The 16499-nt window shown below is 70.3% G+C and carries 13 protein-coding genes; 8 read left to right on the top strand and 5 right to left on the bottom strand.

Annotated features, from left to right (window positions below):
* The first annotated feature begins 42 nt into the window (after positions 1 to 42).
* The 3 genes from groL to AB0B89_RS02175 all read left to right on the top strand — a co-directional run bounded on the left by groL (position 43) and on the right by AB0B89_RS02175 (position 2804).
* The gene (gene groL / locus AB0B89_RS02185; protein WP_358546842.1) at positions 43 to 1665 is read left to right on the top strand and encodes a chaperonin GroEL; all 1623 of its coding nucleotides are present in this window, start codon (positions 43 to 45) and stop codon (positions 1663 to 1665) included.
* A gap of 309 nt (positions 1666 to 1974) precedes the next feature.
* Complete coding sequence (locus AB0B89_RS02180) at positions 1975 to 2601, top strand: sigma-70 family RNA polymerase sigma factor (RefSeq protein ID WP_358546960.1); 627 nt, start codon at positions 1975 to 1977, stop codon at positions 2599 to 2601.
* Positions 2598 to 2804: a hypothetical protein gene (locus AB0B89_RS02175; protein WP_358546839.1), complete on the top strand. Its 207-nt coding sequence runs from the start codon at positions 2598 to 2600 to the stop codon at positions 2802 to 2804. The genes AB0B89_RS02180 and AB0B89_RS02175 overlap by 4 nt, the downstream gene beginning before the upstream one ends.
* Here the strand turns inward: AB0B89_RS02175 and AB0B89_RS02170 are convergent.
* A complete protein-coding gene (locus AB0B89_RS02170) occupies positions 2765 to 3142 on the bottom strand; it encodes a DUF5319 domain-containing protein (RefSeq protein WP_358546836.1) in 378 nt (125 codons plus the stop codon). The genes AB0B89_RS02175 and AB0B89_RS02170 overlap by 40 nt on opposite strands.
* A gap of 183 nt (positions 3143 to 3325) precedes the next feature.
* Between AB0B89_RS02170 and guaB the strand changes: the two genes are divergently transcribed.
* Positions 3326 to 4804 carry an IMP dehydrogenase gene (gene guaB, locus AB0B89_RS02165; RefSeq protein ID WP_358546833.1) on the top strand — a complete coding sequence of 493 codons (1479 nt, stop codon included), beginning with the start codon at positions 3326 to 3328 and terminating at the stop codon, positions 4802 to 4804.
* A 98-nt stretch (positions 4805 to 4902) separates the two neighbouring features.
* Positions 4903 to 6021, top strand: coding sequence for a GuaB3 family IMP dehydrogenase-related protein (locus tag AB0B89_RS02160; protein WP_358546830.1), 1119 nt, complete (start codon positions 4903 to 4905; stop codon positions 6019 to 6021).
* 178 nt (positions 6022 to 6199) lie between these two features.
* Here AB0B89_RS02160 and AB0B89_RS02155 read toward each other — a convergent pair whose 3' ends face one another.
* The 3 genes from AB0B89_RS02155 to AB0B89_RS02145 all read right to left on the bottom strand — a co-directional run bounded on the left by AB0B89_RS02155 (position 6200) and on the right by AB0B89_RS02145 (position 9154).
* Positions 6200 to 7027, bottom strand: a complete 828-nt coding sequence (locus AB0B89_RS02155) for a class II fructose-bisphosphate aldolase (RefSeq protein WP_358546827.1) — start codon at positions 7025 to 7027, stop codon at positions 6200 to 6202.
* Between the two features lie 100 nt (positions 7028 to 7127).
* A complete protein-coding gene (nagA, locus tag AB0B89_RS02150) occupies positions 7128 to 8261 on the bottom strand; it encodes an N-acetylglucosamine-6-phosphate deacetylase (protein WP_358546824.1) in 1134 nt (377 codons plus the stop codon).
* Positions 8258 to 9154 (bottom strand): sugar isomerase, encoded by an 897-nt coding sequence (locus AB0B89_RS02145; protein WP_358546821.1) that lies wholly within the window; start codon positions 9152 to 9154, stop codon positions 8258 to 8260. The genes nagA and AB0B89_RS02145 overlap by 4 nt, the downstream gene beginning before the upstream one ends.
* A gap of 123 nt (positions 9155 to 9277) precedes the next feature.
* Between AB0B89_RS02145 and AB0B89_RS02140 the strand changes: the two genes are divergently transcribed.
* Positions 9278 to 10048, top strand: a complete 771-nt coding sequence (locus tag AB0B89_RS02140) for a DeoR/GlpR family DNA-binding transcription regulator (protein WP_358546818.1) — start codon at positions 9278 to 9280, stop codon at positions 10046 to 10048.
* 639 nt (positions 10049 to 10687) lie between these two features.
* The gene (glpD, locus tag AB0B89_RS02135) at positions 10688 to 12373 is read left to right on the top strand and encodes a glycerol-3-phosphate dehydrogenase (protein ID WP_358546957.1); all 1686 of its coding nucleotides are present in this window, start codon (positions 10688 to 10690) and stop codon (positions 12371 to 12373) included.
* A 224-nt stretch (positions 12374 to 12597) separates the two neighbouring features.
* On the opposite strand, the gene AB0B89_RS02130 is transcribed toward glpD, so the two are convergent.
* Positions 12598 to 14727 (bottom strand): beta-propeller domain-containing protein, encoded by a 2130-nt coding sequence (locus AB0B89_RS02130; protein ID WP_358546815.1) that lies wholly within the window; start codon positions 14725 to 14727, stop codon positions 12598 to 12600.
* 136 nt (positions 14728 to 14863) lie between these two features.
* Between AB0B89_RS02130 and guaA the strand changes: the two genes are divergently transcribed.
* On the top strand, positions 14864 to 16414 hold the full coding sequence (guaA, locus tag AB0B89_RS02125) for a glutamine-hydrolyzing GMP synthase (RefSeq protein ID WP_358546812.1): 1551 nt from the start codon (positions 14864 to 14866) through the stop codon (positions 16412 to 16414).
* Positions 16415 to 16499 lie beyond the last annotated feature (85 nt).

The following is a 16499-nucleotide window of genomic DNA, read 5'->3' as shown; positions in this document are numbered from 1 at the left end:
TTCGGCTGAAGGCCCGGGGCTCTGATGCTGAGAGGACCTTAAATGCCGAAGACCCTGGAGTTCGAGGAGGACGCGCGTCGCGCTCTTGAGCGTGGCGTGAACGCTCTCGCGGACGCCGTCAAGGTGACCCTCGGGCCGCGCGGCCGGAACGTCGTCATCGACAAGAAGTTCGGTGCGCCCACCATCACCAACGACGGTGTGACCATCGCCCGTGAGGTGGAGCTGGAGCGGCCGTACGAGAACCTCGGCGCGCAGCTCGCCAAGGAAGTCGCCACCAAGACCAACGACGTCGCCGGTGACGGCACCACCACCGCGACCGTGCTCGCCCAGGCGATGGTCCGCGAGGGCCTGCGCAACGTCGCCGCCGGCGCCTCGCCGCTGTCGCTCAAGCGCGGCATCGACCTGGCCGCCCGCGCGGTCAGCGACCGCCTGCTGGAGCTCGCCCGTCCCGTCGAGGACAAGAAGGAGATCGCCAACGTAGCGACGATCTCCGCCCAGGACGCCAAGATCGGCGAGCTGATCGCCGAGGCGTTCGACAAGGTGGGCAAGGACGGCGTCATCACCGTCGAAGAGTCCAACACCATGGGCCTTGAGCTGGAGTTCACCGAAGGACTCCAGTTCGACAAGGGCTACCTGTCGCCGTACATGGTGACGGACCCCGAGCGCATGGAGGCGGTCCTCGAGGACGCCTACGTCCTGCTGAACCAGGGCAAGATCTCCTCTATCGCGGAGTTCCTCCCCCTGCTTGAGAAGGTCGCCCAGACCAAGAAGCCGCTCTTCGTGGTGGCGGAGGACGTCGAGGGCGAGGCCCTGGCCGTCCTGGTCACCAACAAGATCCGCGGCACGTTCACCTCGGTCGCCGTCAAGGCTCCCGGCTTCGGTGACCGCCGCAAGGCCATGCTGCAGGACATCGCGATCCTGACCGGTGGCCAGCTGATCTCCGAGGAGCTCGGCCTCAAGCTCGACAACGCCGGCCTCGAAGTGCTGGGCACCGCCCGCCGCATCGTGGTCACCAAGGACGCCACGACCATCGTCGACGGCGCCGGCGACCCGCAGGCGGTCCAGGACCGCGTCCGCGAGATCCAGCACGCGATCGAGCAGACCGACTCCGACTGGGACCGCGAGAAGCTCCAGGAGCGCCTCGCCAAGCTGTCCGGTGGCATCTGCATCCTCCGCGTCGGCGCGGCCACCGAGGTGGAGCTCAAGGAGAAGAAGCACCGTCTTGAGGACGCCATCTCCGCGACGCGCGCCGCGATCGAGGAGGGCATCGTCTCCGGCGGTGGCTCCGCGCTCGTGCACCTGTCGAAGGACCTGGACGACCTCGGCCTCACCGGTGACGAGGCGACCGGTGTCGCCATCGTCCGCCGGTCGCTCGTCGAGCCGGCCCGCTGGATCGCCGAGAACGCGGGCCACGAGGGCTACGTCGTCACCGCGAAGATCGGCGAGCTGCCCGCCGGCCACGGCCTCAACGCCGCGACCGGCGACTACGGCGACCTGATCGCGCAGGGCGTCATCGACCCGGTCAAGGTCACCCGCTCGGCCGTGCAGAACGCCGCTTCCATCGCCGGCATGCTGCTCACGACCGAGGTCCTCGTGGTCGACAAGCCCGAGGAGGAGGCCCCCGCCGCCGGGGGGCAGGGTCACGGCCACGGACACGGCCACTGAACCCGATCATTCGGCCCGAAGTACGGCCCGCGCCTCATGGAGGCGCGGGCCGTACTTTTTTGTTGAATCGATTTAGGCCCCCGTCATTTGACCGCCTGGTAAACCGATCACGCGACTGGGGCGTCCGGCAGACCGCGCTGCGCGCCCTCCGAGCTGCCGTGACATCTAACAAATATCCTCCGAATTCCCTTCGAGAGTGAAATATACAAACACTACTGTGTTCATTTGATTACTCGCCGTTATCGTCGCGTCAATGTGACCAATCCGTATCCGTTCACTATGACGACATGCGCGATCGTGGCGGGCATCATGCCTAACGTGACCGAGGGACGCGTCGCCGACGCCAAAACTGGGGTAAGGCTTGCGACGAGATCGGACGAGTCCGACCTCAGGGATCTGACGAGCCTTGCCGTACAGGGGGATCGCACCGCGATCGAATCGCTGCTGGGCCAGTTGCGCCCGATGGTGGTTCGCTATTGCCGTGCCCGACTTGGCCGGGTTTCCGGTCATTACCACATCGCCGACGACGTGGCCCAGGAGGTGTGCATCGCGGTGCTGGCCGCGCTGCCGCGCTACCGCGACATGGGCCGCCCGTTCGCCTCGTTCGTCTTCGGCATCGCCTCGCACAAGGTCGCGGACGCGCTCCGCAGCTCGGTGCGCTCGGCCGTGCCCACCCAGGATCTGCCGGACGGACCCGACCAGGGGCCGGGGCCGGAGGAGACCGTGGTGCGCTACATCGAGGCAGAGCACGCCCGCGCGCTGCTGTCACGCCTCCCTGAGAACCAGCGAGAGCTGATCATCTTGCGGGTCGTGTCAGGACTGTCCGCCGAGGAGACGGGTAACGTACTCGGTATGTCACCAGGTGCGGTTCGCGTCGCCCAGCATCGGGCGCTGGCCAGGCTTCGGGCGATGGCCGACATGGAGTCGATAGCTTGACCGCTGTCCATCCGGCGCGTTCGGTCCGAAAACGCGGGTCCGAGACGGATCCCGACGTGCTCAGGACCGACGCGCTCATCGACGCGCTCGCCCGCCGTGATCCGGTCGGCGAGCACGAGGACGCCGCGGTGGGCCTGCTGCGCGCTCTGACCGACGACGTCGATCAGTGGCTCTCCTCGGTGTCGATCACGCCGTCCACGTAGCCCCTCGCGTACTCCCAGCTGACGTAGTCGGCGGGGTCGGGCTCGAAGGCGGGCTCGTGGACCTGAGGCCGCCCGTGGTCGATCATCTGCCGGAGGTTTCCGCGGAGTAGATCCCAGTCGAAGTAATGCTGTTCGCCGCACTCCGGGCAGTCGAGCACGAGCCCGAGGACCCCCTGTGGCTCCAGTAACGACCGGAAGACCTCCACATCGGCGAGGTCGGTGAGCGCCTCGTCGCGCTCGGCCAAGGTCAGCGGCTCGGAGTCGTCGAGCTCACCCAGCGCCGCGGCAGGGTCGTCAGGGTCTTCCGCGAAGGGGTCGCGAGGGACGTCTTCCAGCACGCATTCCACCTTATGACCCTCACCTACCCTGATGAGGGCAAGTGCTTGGGAAGCAGTGATCCAAAGAGGGGCGCCAGCTCGTCCGCAGGAGCCGCAGAGCCGGTCAGTGGCGGGACACTAAACTGGGCCAAGGGGGCCGGCGCCTTTCCCCACCTTGAGAGCGCCATGGCAGGAGGGTTGCAGATGGCCAAGTTCACCGAACCCGGGCTCACGTTCGACGACGTGCTCCTGGTTCCCGCGTATTCGGACCTGCAGCCGGGCGACGCCGACACCACCACTCGCCTGTCCAGGTCGATAAATCTGCGCATTCCCCTGGTTTCCGCCGCCATGGACACCGTGACCGAGGCGCGCATGGCCGTGGCCATGGCGCGCCAGGGCGGCATCGGCATCCTGCACCGTAACCTGTCCATCGACGACCAGGCCCAGCAGGCCGATCTGGTGAAGCGTTCAGAGGCCGGCATGGTCACCAACCCGGTGACGTGCTCGCCCGACGACACGCTGGCCGACGTCGAGATCCTGTGTGGGAAATATCGCATTTCTGGTGTGCCGGTCACCGACCGGGGCGGTGTGCTGGTCGGCATCGTGACCAACCGCGACATGCGCTTCGAGACCGACCAGAGCGTCCGGGTCCGCGATGTCATGACCCCGATGCCCCTCGTCACCGCCCCCGTGGGGGTGTCCCGCGACGAGGCGTTCCGGCTGCTGCGCCACAACAAGGTGGAGAAACTTCCCCTCGTCGACGCCGAGGGCAGGCTGCGCGGCCTCATCACCGTCAAAGACTTCACCAAGAGCGAGCAATATCCCCTTGCCACCAAGGACGCCGACGGCCGGTTGGTGGTCGGGGCGGCGGTGGGCGTCGCCGGCGACGCCGAGCAGCGGGCGATGGCGCTGATCGAGGCGGGGGTCGACGTGATCATCGTCGACACCGCCCACGGCCACTCGCGCGGGGTCTGCGACATGGTCGCCAAGATCAAGGCCAACGGCCGGGTCGACGTCATCGCGGGCAACGTCGCCACGCGGGCGGGCGCCCAGGCGCTCATCGACGCCGGAGCCGACGCCGTCAAGGTCGGGGTGGGCCCCGGCTCCATCTGCACCACCCGCGTCGTGGCCGGGGTCGGCGCCCCGCAGGTCACGGCCATCCACGAGGCGTCGCTGGCCTGCGCCCCCGCGGGGGTCCCGGTGATCGGCGACGGTGGCCTGCAGTACTCCGGCGACATCGTCAAGGCCCTCACCGCCGGGGCGAACACCGTGATGCTGGGCTCGCTGCTCGCCGGCTGCGAGGAGTCGCCCGGTGAGCTGATCTTCATCAACGGCAAGCAGTTCAAGTCCTACCGGGGCATGGGCTCGCTCGGCGCTGTGCGCAACCGGGAGCGCGGCGGTTCCTACAGCAAGGACCGCTACTCCCAGGAGGGCGTGACCAGCGAGGACAAGTTCATCCCCGAGGGCATCGAGGGCCAGGTGCCCTACCGCGGCCCGGTCGCCGCCGTGGCCCACCAGCTCGTCGGCGGCCTGCGCCAGGGCATGTGGTACACCGGTTCCCGCACCATCGACGAGCTCCACGAGAACGGCATGCTGATGCCGATCACCTCCGCCGGTCTCAAAGAGAGCCACCCCCATGACATCCAGATGACGGTCGAGGCGCCCAACTACCACGGCCGCTGACGGAGCGGCCGGGCGACGCCCGGCGGCGACATCGCGACCCGTGCGGGTAAGGACCTACGAGCGAAGCGGCTTCTCCGAGTGACGGGAACGACAAGAGCATGACTCAGGTAGAGATCGGGCGTGGCAAGAGCGGGCGCCGGGGCTACGCGCTGGACGAGATCGGCATCGTGCCGTCCCGGCGCACCCGCGACCCCGAGGAGGTCTCGATCGCCTGGCAGATCGACGCCTACCGCTTCGACCTGCCCGTGGTGGTGAGCCCCATGGACAGCGTCGTCTCGCCCAAGACGGCCATCGAGATCGGGCGTCTCGGCGGCCTCGCCGTGCTCGACCTCGAAGGGCTCTGGACCCGTTACGACGACCCCGCCTCCCTGCTGTCGGAGGTCGCCGAGCTGCGTGGAGAGGCCGCCACCAGGCGGCTTCAGGAGATCTACGCCGCGCCGATCAGCGACGAGCTCATCGGGCGCCGCATCGAGGAGATCAGGTCCGCCGGTGTGACGACCGCCGCGCGGCTGTCGCCCCAGCGCACCGCGCAGCACTACAAGGCCGTGATCGACGCCGGGGTCGACATCTTCGTCATCCGGGGCACCACGGTCTCCGCCGAGCACGTCTCCGGCCGGGCGGAGCCGCTCAACCTCAAGCAGTTCATCTACGAGCTCGACGTCCCGGTCATCGTCGGCGGCTGCGCGACGTACACCGCGGCCCTCCACCTGATGCGCACAGGCGCGGCGGGCGTCCTGGTGGGCTTCGGCGGCGGCTCCGGCCACACCACGCGCACCGTGCTGGGCGTGGCGGTGCCGATGGCCACCGCGATCGGCGACGTCGCCGCCGCCCGCCGCGACTACCTCGACGAGTCCGGCGGCCGGTATGTCCACGTGATCGCCGACGGCGGCATGACCAGCTCCGGCGACATCGCCAAGGCCATCGCCTGCGGCTCAGACGCCGTCATGGTCGGCTCCCCGCTGGCCCGCGCCGCCGAGGCTCCGGGGCGGGGTCACCACTGGGGCTCCGAGGCCCACCACGGCGAGCTGCCGCGAGGCGCCCGCGTGGAGGTCGGCACGATCGGCACCATGGAGCAGATCCTCCACGGCCCGTCCAGCGTCGCCGACGGCTCGATGAACCTGATGGGCGCGTTGCGGCGCACGATGGCCACGGCGGGCTACTCCGACCTCAAGGAGTTCCAGCGCGTCGAGGTCGTCGTCGCACCCCACGTCCACTGACGCTGAGCAGGGGTCCTTCCCCCGGGCGAACCACCCGGGGGAAGGACCCTTTCGCGTCTCCGCCGAGTCGCATGGGAAGGCCCTGTTCGCCGGGGAAGGGTGGCGCCTGCTCGCCTCCCCTGACCCAGCCGTCACAAGGAGAGGCGTTCAGAGGGTCGCGGCCGTCACGGGGGTGGGCTCAGGAGGTGGTGAGGAGTTTCAGGAGGTGGGTGACCTCGTGGGCGACGGCTTCGCGGGCGCTGGTGAAGTACCTGCGGGAGTCGACGGTGGTGGGGTCGGCGGCCAGGCGGTCCCGTACGGCTCCGGTGAAGGCCTTGTTCAGGCCTGTCGCGATATTGATCTTCTTCATGCCATGCCGCACGGCTTCGCGCAGCGTGTGGTCCGGCACGCCTGAGGAGCCGTGGAGCACCAGGGGCACCGGCACCGCCTCGCGGAGCTCGCCGATCAGCGTCAGGTCGAGCACGGCGTCCCTGGTGGTCATGGCGTGGGAGCTGCCCACCGCGACGGCGAGGGCGTCCACTCCGGTTGCCGCGACGTAGGACACCGCTTCCCCCGGCTTGGTGCGCACGCCCGGCGCGTGCACGCCGTCCTTGCCGCCGATCTCGCCCAGTTCCGCCTCGACCCAGACCTGGCGCTCATGGCACCAGGCCGCCACCTCGGCCGTCGCCGTCACGTTCGCGGCGTCCGGCAGCGCGGACGCGTCGAACATCACCGATCCGATGCCCAGGCGTACGGCCTCCTCGACGAGGGCGCGGCAGGTGGCGTGGTCCAGGTGGACGGCCACGGGGACGGCCGAGGTCTCGGCGATGGCGAGGCACGCGACCGCGAGCGGCTTCAGCGCCCCGTGGTAGCGGACGCAGTTCTCGCTGATCTGCAGCACCACGGGAGTGCTCGCCGCCTCGGCCCCGGTGACGATGGCCTCGGCGTGCTCAAGCTGGATCACGTTGAAGGCGCCCACGCCCGAAGGGGCCTGACGGATGACGTCGCCGGTGGTCACGAGGGGCACGGCTCGTCTCCGATCTCTGTGGTACGGCATGCGGGCGCGCCACGAACCGTCGGGTCTCCGCCGGGGGAACGGACGGGATGGTGTGGCGCTTCGGGCGGGGTCATGGGGAGGTGAGCCAGGCGCCGTGGCGCATGACGCTGTGGAGGGTGAGGTCGTCGTCGAACACGACGAGGTCGGCGTCCTTGCCGACGGAGATCGAACCGGCGCGGCCGTCCACGCCGAGGACGCGGGCGGGAGTGAGCGACGCCATCTCGGAGGCCTCGGCCACGGACAGGCCGACCTCCTGGACCGCACGCCTGAAGGCGACGTCCATGGTCAGGGTGCTGCCCGCGATGGTGCCGTTCTCCACGAGCCGGGCGGCGCCGTCCGACACCTCCACCTCCATGGAGCCGAGCCGGTAGGTCCCGTCGCCCATGCCGGCGGCGGCCATCGCGTCCGTGATCAGTGCCGTGCGGCCCGTGCCCGCGACCGTGCCCGCGAGCCGCATCATCGCCGGGTGGACGTGGACCCCGTCGTTGATCAGCTCGATCGTCACGCGCTCGTCCTCCAGCAGCGCGGCCATCGGCCCGGGCTCGCGGTGGTGCAGCGGGGGCAGGGCGTTGTAGAGGTGGGTGGCGACCGTGCAGCCCGCCTCGATGCCCGCGACGGCCTGCTCGTACGTGGCGTCGCTGTGGCCGAGGGCCGCGATGACGCCCTCGGAGACGGCGGCACGGACGGTGCCGAGTCCGCCCGGCAACTCGGGGGCGATGGTGAGCATCCGCACGTGCCCGCGTCCGGCCTTCAGCAGGTCTGACAGCTCGCCGGGGGAGGGATCGCGGAGCAGGGTGGGGTCGTGCGCCCCGCAGCGTGACCGCGCGATGTAGGGACCCTCGAAGTGGATCCCGGCCAGCAGTCCCTCGTCGCACAGCTCGGCCAGCGCGGCGGTGGCACGGGCGAGGTCCGCGAGCGACGCGGTGACCAGGCTCGCCATGATCGTCGTGGTGCCGTGGCCGGCGTGGAAGGCCGCGACCCGCCGCGCCTCCTCCTGGTCGCCGGAGGGGAAGGATCCCCCGGCCCCGCCGTGGGTGTGGATGTCGACGAAGCCGGGGAGCACGTACCGGCCGGCCAGGCTGTGCCCGTCACGGGGCGCCTGGCCCTGGCCGATGTGGGTGAAGCGTCCGTCCTCGATGGTGATCCAGCCCTCGTGTACACCGTCGGGGGTCACGACGCGGGCGTCGGCGAGTGTGATGCTCATGAAGACAGGATCACAGATCGGGTCAGGTGAAGCGGCTGGTCGGGGTCCAGTCCCCGGGCGTGCGCGCGGGCCACCGCGACCCGCTGCACCCGTACGAGCTCGGCCATCGGGTCGGCGTCGGCGGCGACGAAGGTGCCGCCCGCCTTCCGTACGTCGTCGGCGAGGCCCTCGGGGGCGGTGCCGAGCATCCAGGTGACGCGCCCTGGCCCGGCGATGCTGATCGGGCCGTGGCGGTACTCCATGGCCGGGTACGCCTCGGTCCACGAACGCGAGGCCTCCCGCATCTTCAGCGCCGCCTCCTGCGCGAGCCCGCAGGTCCAGCCCCGGCCGAGGAAGGAGAACTGCTCGGCGTCGACGAGTTCGGCGCCGACGGGCCAAGCGACCGCCCGCTCGGCGTCGGCGACGGCCCGGGTGAGGTCCTCGCCGAGGTGGGCGCGGAGCAGCGCGAGCTGCGTGGTGGCGAAGCGCGTCTGGACGACGGACTTCTCGTCGGCGAAGTCGAGCACGACGACCTCGTCCGCGAGCGTCATGACGGGAGTGTCCGGGTCGGCGGTGACGGCCGTGGTCCTCGTGCCGTCGAGCCGGCGCAGGAGCTCCAGCACCTCGGTCGTCGTGCCGGAGCGGGTGAGCGCGAGCACCCTGTCGTACGACCGGCCCGGCGCGCCGCCGTCCGACAGGCCCAGCGGGGCCTCGGACGCGGGGAACGCGTCGGTCTCACCGTGCCCGGCGGCCTCGCGGAGGACGGCGTAGGCCTGGGCGATGAACCATGAGGTGCCGCAGCCGATCACGGCGACGCGCTCGCCGGGCCGGGGGAGCGCCGCTGATCCGGCCAGCTCCACCGCTCGGCTCCAGCATTCCGGCTGAGAGGCGATCTCGGTCTCGGTGTGCGTCATCACGGGCCGGTTCCTTAGATTTGATTTGTTCTGCACTTTTTATAGCACTAACAAGCACGATTGTGCATCGGGTGGCGACCACTCGGGTGTGCGAAGTCGGGTCGTGTGCCACGCTTTGGGACCATGAGCCGGTATGAACGCTGGAACGCCCTGCTTGAGTTGCTGGCTCAGCACGGGCGCCTGACGGTCGAGGAGGCCGCGGAGACCCTGGAGGTCTCGACGGCGACGATCCGGCGCGACTTCGACGAGCTGTCCCAGCAGCAGATGCTCATGCGCACGCGGGGCGGCGCCGTCGCCCAGAGCGTGAGCTACGACCTTCCGCTCCGCTACAAGACGGCCAGGCACGCGGGGGAGAAGCAGCGCATCGCCGAGGCCGCGGCCGAGTTGGTCGCGCCGGGTGCCGTCGTGGGCATGAACGGCGGCACGACGACCTCCGAGGTCGCGAGGACGCTGGCCCTGCGGGCGGAGCCGGGCGCCAGGCTCACCGTCGTGACCAACGCCCTCAACATCGCCGCGGAGCTGACCGTGCGGCAGAACGTCAAGCTCGTCGTCACGGGCGGGGTCGCGCGGCCGCAGTCGTACGAGCTGATCGGGCCGCTCGCCTCCGGGGTGCTGGAGCAGGTGACCCTGGACATCGCCTTCCTCGGGGTCGATGGCATCGACGCGGTGGCGGGCGCGTCCGCCCATCACGAGGGCGAGGCCGGCGTGAACAACCTGCTGATCGGCCGGGCCGCCCGCGTGGTGGCCGTCGCCGACGCGTCCAAGGCGGGCCGCCGGGCCTTCGCGAAGATCTGTGCCATCGACCGAATCGACATGCTGATCACCGACGCCGGGCTGTCCGACGCCGCCGCCGAGGCGTTCACGGAGGCCGGCGTCGAGGTCGTGCGGGTCTGACGACGGCCGGCGGCTGTGAGGTGAGCGTGACCGCCGATTCCCGGTCCTCGCGTGACCTGTGAAGATCTACGGTTCCGCGGTGCCGGAGAAGATCTACCTCCCGCGGTCGTGTGACCGGGGTGACGCGGTGAGGGTGGTGGGGGAGCGCGCGCCCCATGAGTCGCGGAATGTGAGGAGCTTCATCCCCGGCCGGGTCCGCTCACGGCATGCAGGTATCTACTCACGGGTAGAAATAGGACACAACGCGACAAGCCGCACCCCAGGGGGATCGCAATGACAGCACACACAGCCAGCGGGGTCGGGCCGGGTGAAGCCGGCCGGGAGCCCCGGCCCGGCGAGACGGGCGACCCTGCCCTGGACGGTGCTGAGAAGGCCCCGGTGCCCGGTGCCGGGCACGCCGACGCCGAAGCTCCACGAGATGGTGTGAGTATGGACGTCGAGCATGGCGAGACCCGGCCCGATCGCGGGAGCGTGGACGCCGGGCGAGGCGACGGCGCGGTTGGGCGGGATGGTGGGGGTGTGGACGTTCAGCGAAGTGACGGGCAGGTCAAGTGGGACGGCGCTGATGTGCGGTCCAGGGGCGGCGGGGTCTACTCGGCCCGCATAGGGCCGGCGGAGCGATCGGCCGCGCTGGCCCGCATGGCCGACCCCGAGCAGGAGCTCGACGTGATCGTGGTCGGCGGCGGCGTGGTCGGCTCCGGCGTCGCGCTGGACGCCGTGACCCGCGGGCTCTCGGTCGGTCTCGTCGAGGCGCGCGACTTCGCCTCCGGCACCTCCTCCCGGTCCTCCAAGCTGATCCACGGCGGCCTGCGCTACCTGGAACAGCTCAACTTCGACCTCGTGCGCGAGGCGTTGCAGGAGCGAGCGCTGCTCCTCCAGCGCATCGCCCCGCACCTGGTGCGCCCGGTGCCGTTCCTGTTCCCGCTCACCCACCACGTCTGGGAGCGGCCGTACGTGGGTGCCGGCCTGACGCTGTACGACTCGCTCGGCTTCTCGACCGGCCTGTCCCGGGGGGTGCCGGGCCACCGCCACCTGTCGCGCCGCCGGGCGCTCCGGCTCGCCCCGGCGCTGCGCAAGTCCTCGCTCACCGGCGCGGTGCAGTACTGGGACGCCCAGGTGGACGACGCGCGGCACGTCACGACGATGCTGCGGACCGCCGCCGCGTACGGGGCCCAGATCGCGTCGCGCACCAAGGTCGTCAGCTTCCTGCGCGAGGGCGAGCGCGTGACCGGGGTACGGGTGCGCGACCTGGAGACCGGCACCGAGTTCGACGTCCGCGCGCGGCAGGTGGTCAACGCGACCGGCGTGTGGACCGACGAGATCCAGGAGATGGTCGGCGGCCGCGGTCAGATCCACGTGCGCGCGTCCAAGGGCGTCCACCTCGTGGTCCCGCGTGACCGGATCCACTCGCTCACCGGAATCATCCTTCGCACCGAAAAATCGGTGCTTTTCGTGATTCCTTGGGGGCGGCACTGGATCATCGGCACCACCGACACCCAGTGGGCGCTCGACAAGGCCCATCCGGCCGCCTCCCGCCAGGACATCGACTACGTGCTCGACCACGTCAACGAGGTGCTCTTGGTGCCGCTGACCCGTGACGACGTCGAGGGCGTGTACGCCGGGCTGCGCCCGCTGCTGGCCGGGGAGTCGGAGGAGACCTCCAAGCTGTCGCGCGAGCACGTCGTCACCCACCCGGTCCCCGGCCTCGTCATGATCGCGGGCGGGAAGTACACGACGTACCGCGTGATGGCCAAGGACGCGGTGGACGCGGTCGCGCACGGCCTCGACCAGCGCGTGCCGCCGTCCTGCACCGACAAGATCCCGCTCGTGGGCGCCGAGGGCTACCAGGCGCTCTGGAACTCCCGGCACCGCCTGGCGCGTTCCTCGCACCTTCACGTCGCCCGCATCGAGCACCTGCTGCAGAGGTACGGGTCGCTGATCGACGAGGTGCTGGCGCTGATCGAGCGCGATCCGTCGCTGGCCCGCCCGCTGACGGGCGCCGACGACTACCTCAGGGCCGAGATCGTCTACGCGGCCACCCACGAGGGCGCCCGCCATCTCAATGACGCGCTCACGCGCCGCACGCGCATCTCGATCGAGACCTTCCACCGGGGCACCGCCGTGGCGGAGGAGGCGGCCGAGCTCCTGGCCGGGCCGCTCGGATGGGACGCGGAGCAGGTCAAGCGCGAGGTCGAGTACTACACCAAGCGCGTGGAGGCCGAGCGGGCCTCGCAGGAGCAGGACACCGACCAGGAGGCCGACGCCATCCGCCTCGGCGCCCCGGAGATCGTCCCCTCGGGCGAGGCGGAGACCAAGCCGGTCTGAGCCCGGCCTAGGTCGGTTTGAGCCGGTCTGAGCCGGACGTCGGTCCTCAGCTCAGGAGGCCCTCCTGAGCCGGTCTGATCCGGTCCGAATCGGGCTGAGCCCGAGTATGCCCTGGGCCGCACGTTCCGGTCCCGTCGGATCGGGACCGGAACGTGCGGCCTGGCACTCCGGGCCGTACTGCGCGATACGGCCTGGAAGCGCGTCGAACCAGCCGAGGCCGCCCGTCAGGTGGCGAAGGGGATCCAGCCCTCCTCCGCCAGGGTCTTCGTGTCGCTGACCTTGAGCCCCATGTCGGAGACCGTCCACAGGGTGTCGCCGATGACGAGGCAGCGCCGGATCATGGGGTCGGGCGGAATCGGGTCGTTGGACTTCTTCGGCTTCGGGTGGGTGACCAGCCCCGTCTTGGTGATCGCGTCATCTCCGACCTTGAGCACCAGCGCGGCCGACTGGCTGTCCTGCCCCTCGACGCCCCAGGTGTTGAGAGGCAGGACGGCGACGCCGGACGCGGGCCAGTACAGGAACGCGTGCGGGTCCCACTCGGCCTCCGAGCCGGAGTCCTTCTGGTGGTACTGCGACAGCCGGGCGGGCTTGGCCGGGTCGCTGACGTCGAACAGCGAGACCTGGGTTCCGAGGGTGCGTCCCTTGTCGCTCGCCTCCTGTCCGATGCCGATCAGCCGCCCGTCTCCGGCCGGGTGCAGGTAGGCGGAGTATCCGGTGATCTTCAGCTCGCCGGTGACCTTGGGCCGCGCCGGGTCCCGCAGGTCCAGCGTGTAGAGCGGGTCCACCTGCTTGAACGTCACGACGTACCCCACGGGGCCGATGAAGCGCACCGAGTAGATCCGCTCGCCGTTGCCGAGACCGGTGATCTGGCCGGTCCTCGCCAGCGTGCCGGAGTCGAGGACGTAGACCGCGCTGGAACTCTTCTCCGAGGCCACCCCCTCGTCGCCGAACGACGTGGTGGCCACCCGCAGGCTCCCCTCGTAGTCCGACAGGGAGTACTGGTTGAGCAGGCGCCCGGGGACCACCCCGGAGGCGACGTACCTGGGCGCTCCCGGAGCCGTGATGTCGAACCGGTGCACCTCGGTCTGCTCAGGCGGCGCCTTGTACACAGGGGTGCTCTCGGCGCTCGGCGACCCCGTGGTGGGCGTCGCCGTCGCCGTCGGCTCGGGCAGCAGTGTGGGCATCGACGGGTCGTCACTCGGCTCGACCTTCTCGGCCGGAGGCGAGCTCGGCGGGTCCTTGGGGGCGACCGCCGTGCCGGAGGAGGACGCCTCCGCTTCGCCGGGGGAGGTGCTCACCGGGGGCGTGTCCGCCGGGGAGACGTCGTCGATGACGCGCCGGACCCACCAGCGGGGGTTGCTGGTGACGTACAGGCTGGTGGGGGTGGCGTAGACGGTGTCACCGTCGGCGGCCACGCTGATCGGGTCGCCGGCGTCGAGCCCGGCTTCCAGGTCGATCGTGTGCACGGTCAGCATCGAGGTCCCGGTGTAGTCCTCCGGGTGGCTGACCTGCTCGCACTTCACCTTCTCCGTGCGGGCGGCGCCGTCGGGCCCGGCGACCTCGTACTTCGGGAGCCAGGCGTCGATAGGCGCGGCGCGCACGATGTCCTGGTTGCGCTTGATCAGGCTCGACTCGGGCTCGTCCTGGCGCGCCTCGGCGAAGGTGAACTCGGGCTGCGACCTGACCACGATCCGTACGGACGAGCCGGTCATGCGGGCGTCCACGTGGTTCCCGTACGGAGTGATCGATCCCAGGACCTTCAGGTCCTTGAGGTCGACCAGCACGTACTTCGGTCCGACGAACGGGCGCTGCTTGGCCATGGCGCCCATCGGGACGGCGCCGCCCTGGGAGAGGATCACGAGCGCGCGGTCGCCGTGGACGAGCAGGTCGCCGGGCGCCCATCCCTGCTCGGCCGGCAGGAGCCGCAGCGTGCCGGTGACCTTCTTCGACGCCACGTCGACCACGCGGAGCACGCCCCGGCCGAAGGTGACGATCCGCTTGCCGTCGGTCTTCACCAGGTCAGGCTCGTCGACGCCCGCCTCGTTGACGTTCGTCGTCGAGTAGGTGGGCCCGGACGACCGCGCCGAGGACTTGGCCATGGCGTCTTCCGCCCCGCCGGCGGCGAAGAGGATCATGTTCCCGCCGAGGCCATAGGGGCCCACGTTCTCCGCGGTGGCCTTGCGCAAGCCTTCCAGCATGTCATCGCAACCGGTGTACGAGACGAGCTTTATGTTGCCCAGTGCCACGGGTTCCCCGGCTTCGGGCGCGGTTGCGCTCCCGCCGTTCGTGCAGGCCGCCGCCACCAGCCCTACGGCGAGCGCGACGGCCGCAGCCGTACCAAGTGAAGTCCTCATGCCCCTACGACGCATTTACCTAGGGCGCGGTTCAGGATCGCGGGAGGGCGTCCCCGGAGGATCTTGGGAGGCGTCCCGGCAGCGGTGGCCGCCGATAGACTGTGGGGACCGCGGCGTCTTTTGGGGGGTCTTTTCGGTGTCTGAGTTCGACACGGTGCTTGTCGTCGACTTCGGCGCGCAGTACGCGCAGCTGATCGCCCGGCGGGTCCGTGAGTGCCACGTGTACTCCGAGATCGTCCCCTCGACCATGCCGGTGAGCGAGATGCTGGCCAAGAACCCGAAGGCGATCATCCTGTCCGGCGGCCCCTCCTCGGTGTACGCCGAGGGCGCCCCCGCGGCCCCCGAGGGGCTGTTCGAGACGGGGGTGCCGACCTTCGGCATCTGCTACGGCTTCCAGGAGATGGCCCGGGTCCTCGGCGGCCAGGTCGCCCAGACCGGCATCGCCGAGTACGGCGGCACACAACTGACCGTGGGAAGCGAGGGCGTGCTCTTCGCCGGGCTCCCCTCGGCCCAGTCGGTCTGGATGTCGCACGGCGACAGCGTCGCCGCGGCCCCGCAGGGCTTCGAGGTCACCGCGTGGACCAAGGACACCCCGGTCGCGGCCATGGAGTGCCGCGACAGAGGCCTGTACGGCGTGCAGTTCCACCCCGAGGTCCTGCATTCGGAGCACGGCCAGACGGTGCTGAGGCACTTCCTCGACGCGGCGGGCTGCCGCCCGTCCTGGACCATGCTCAACATCGTCGAGGACGCCATCGAGGCCGTGCGCGAGCAGGTCGGCCCCGAGGGGCGGGCGATCTGCGGGCTGTCGGGCGGCGTCGACTCCGCGGTGGCCGCCGCGATCGTCCAGCGGGCCATCGGCGACCGGCTGACCTGCGTCTTCGTCGACCACGGGCTGCTTCGCAAGGGTGAGGCCGAGCAGGTCGAGCGCGACTTCGTCGCGGCCACGGGTGTGAGGCTGCGGGTCGTGGACGCCGCCGAGCGGTTCCTGAAGGCCCTGTCCGGGGTGTCCGACCCCGAGGAGAAGCGCAAGATCATCGGCCGCGAGTTCATCCGCGTCTTCGAGGACGAGCAGCGCGCCATCCTCGCCGACGGCCCCGTCGACTTCCTCGTCCAAGGCACCCTGTACCCCGACGTGGTCGAGTCGGGCGGCGGCACGGGCACGGCCAACATCAAGTCCCACCACAACGTGGGCGGCCTGCCGGACGACCTGAAGTTCTCCCTGGTCGAGCCCTTGCGCACCCTGTTCAAGGACGAGGTACGCCGGGCGGGCGAGGAGCTCGGCCTGCCGTCCGCGATGGTGTGGCGCCAGCCGTTCCCCGGCCCCGGGCTCGGCATCCGCATCGTGGGCGAGGTCACCCACGACCGGCTGTCCATCCTGCGCGAGGCCGACGCCATCGCCCGCGAGGAGCTGTCCCGCGCGGGTCTCGACCGCGACATCTGGCAGTGCCCGGTCGTGCTGCTCGCCGACGTGCGCTCGGTCGGCGTACAGGGCGACGGCCGCACGTACGGCCACCCGGTCGTGCTCAGGCCGGTGACCAGCGAGGACGCCATGACGGCCGACTGGTCGCGCGTGCCGTACGACGTGCTGGCCCGCATCTCCACCCGCGTCACCAACGAGGTCCGCGAGATCAACCGCGTCGTCCTCGACGTGACCAGCAAGCCCCCGGGCACCATCGAGTGGGAGTGACCGGTCGCGGTATGACGGCTATTAGTGTTTAGTCCCAGATAAAGCGGTGCAAATGGGATTAACAACGTAAATAGGCCGGTTGACG

It is taken from the genome of Sphaerisporangium sp. NPDC049002, assembly GCF_040649355.1.
Lineage (GTDB): Bacteria > Actinomycetota > Actinomycetes > Streptosporangiales > Streptosporangiaceae > Sphaerisporangium.
This window is presented reverse-complemented; position numbering and strand designations above follow the sequence as displayed.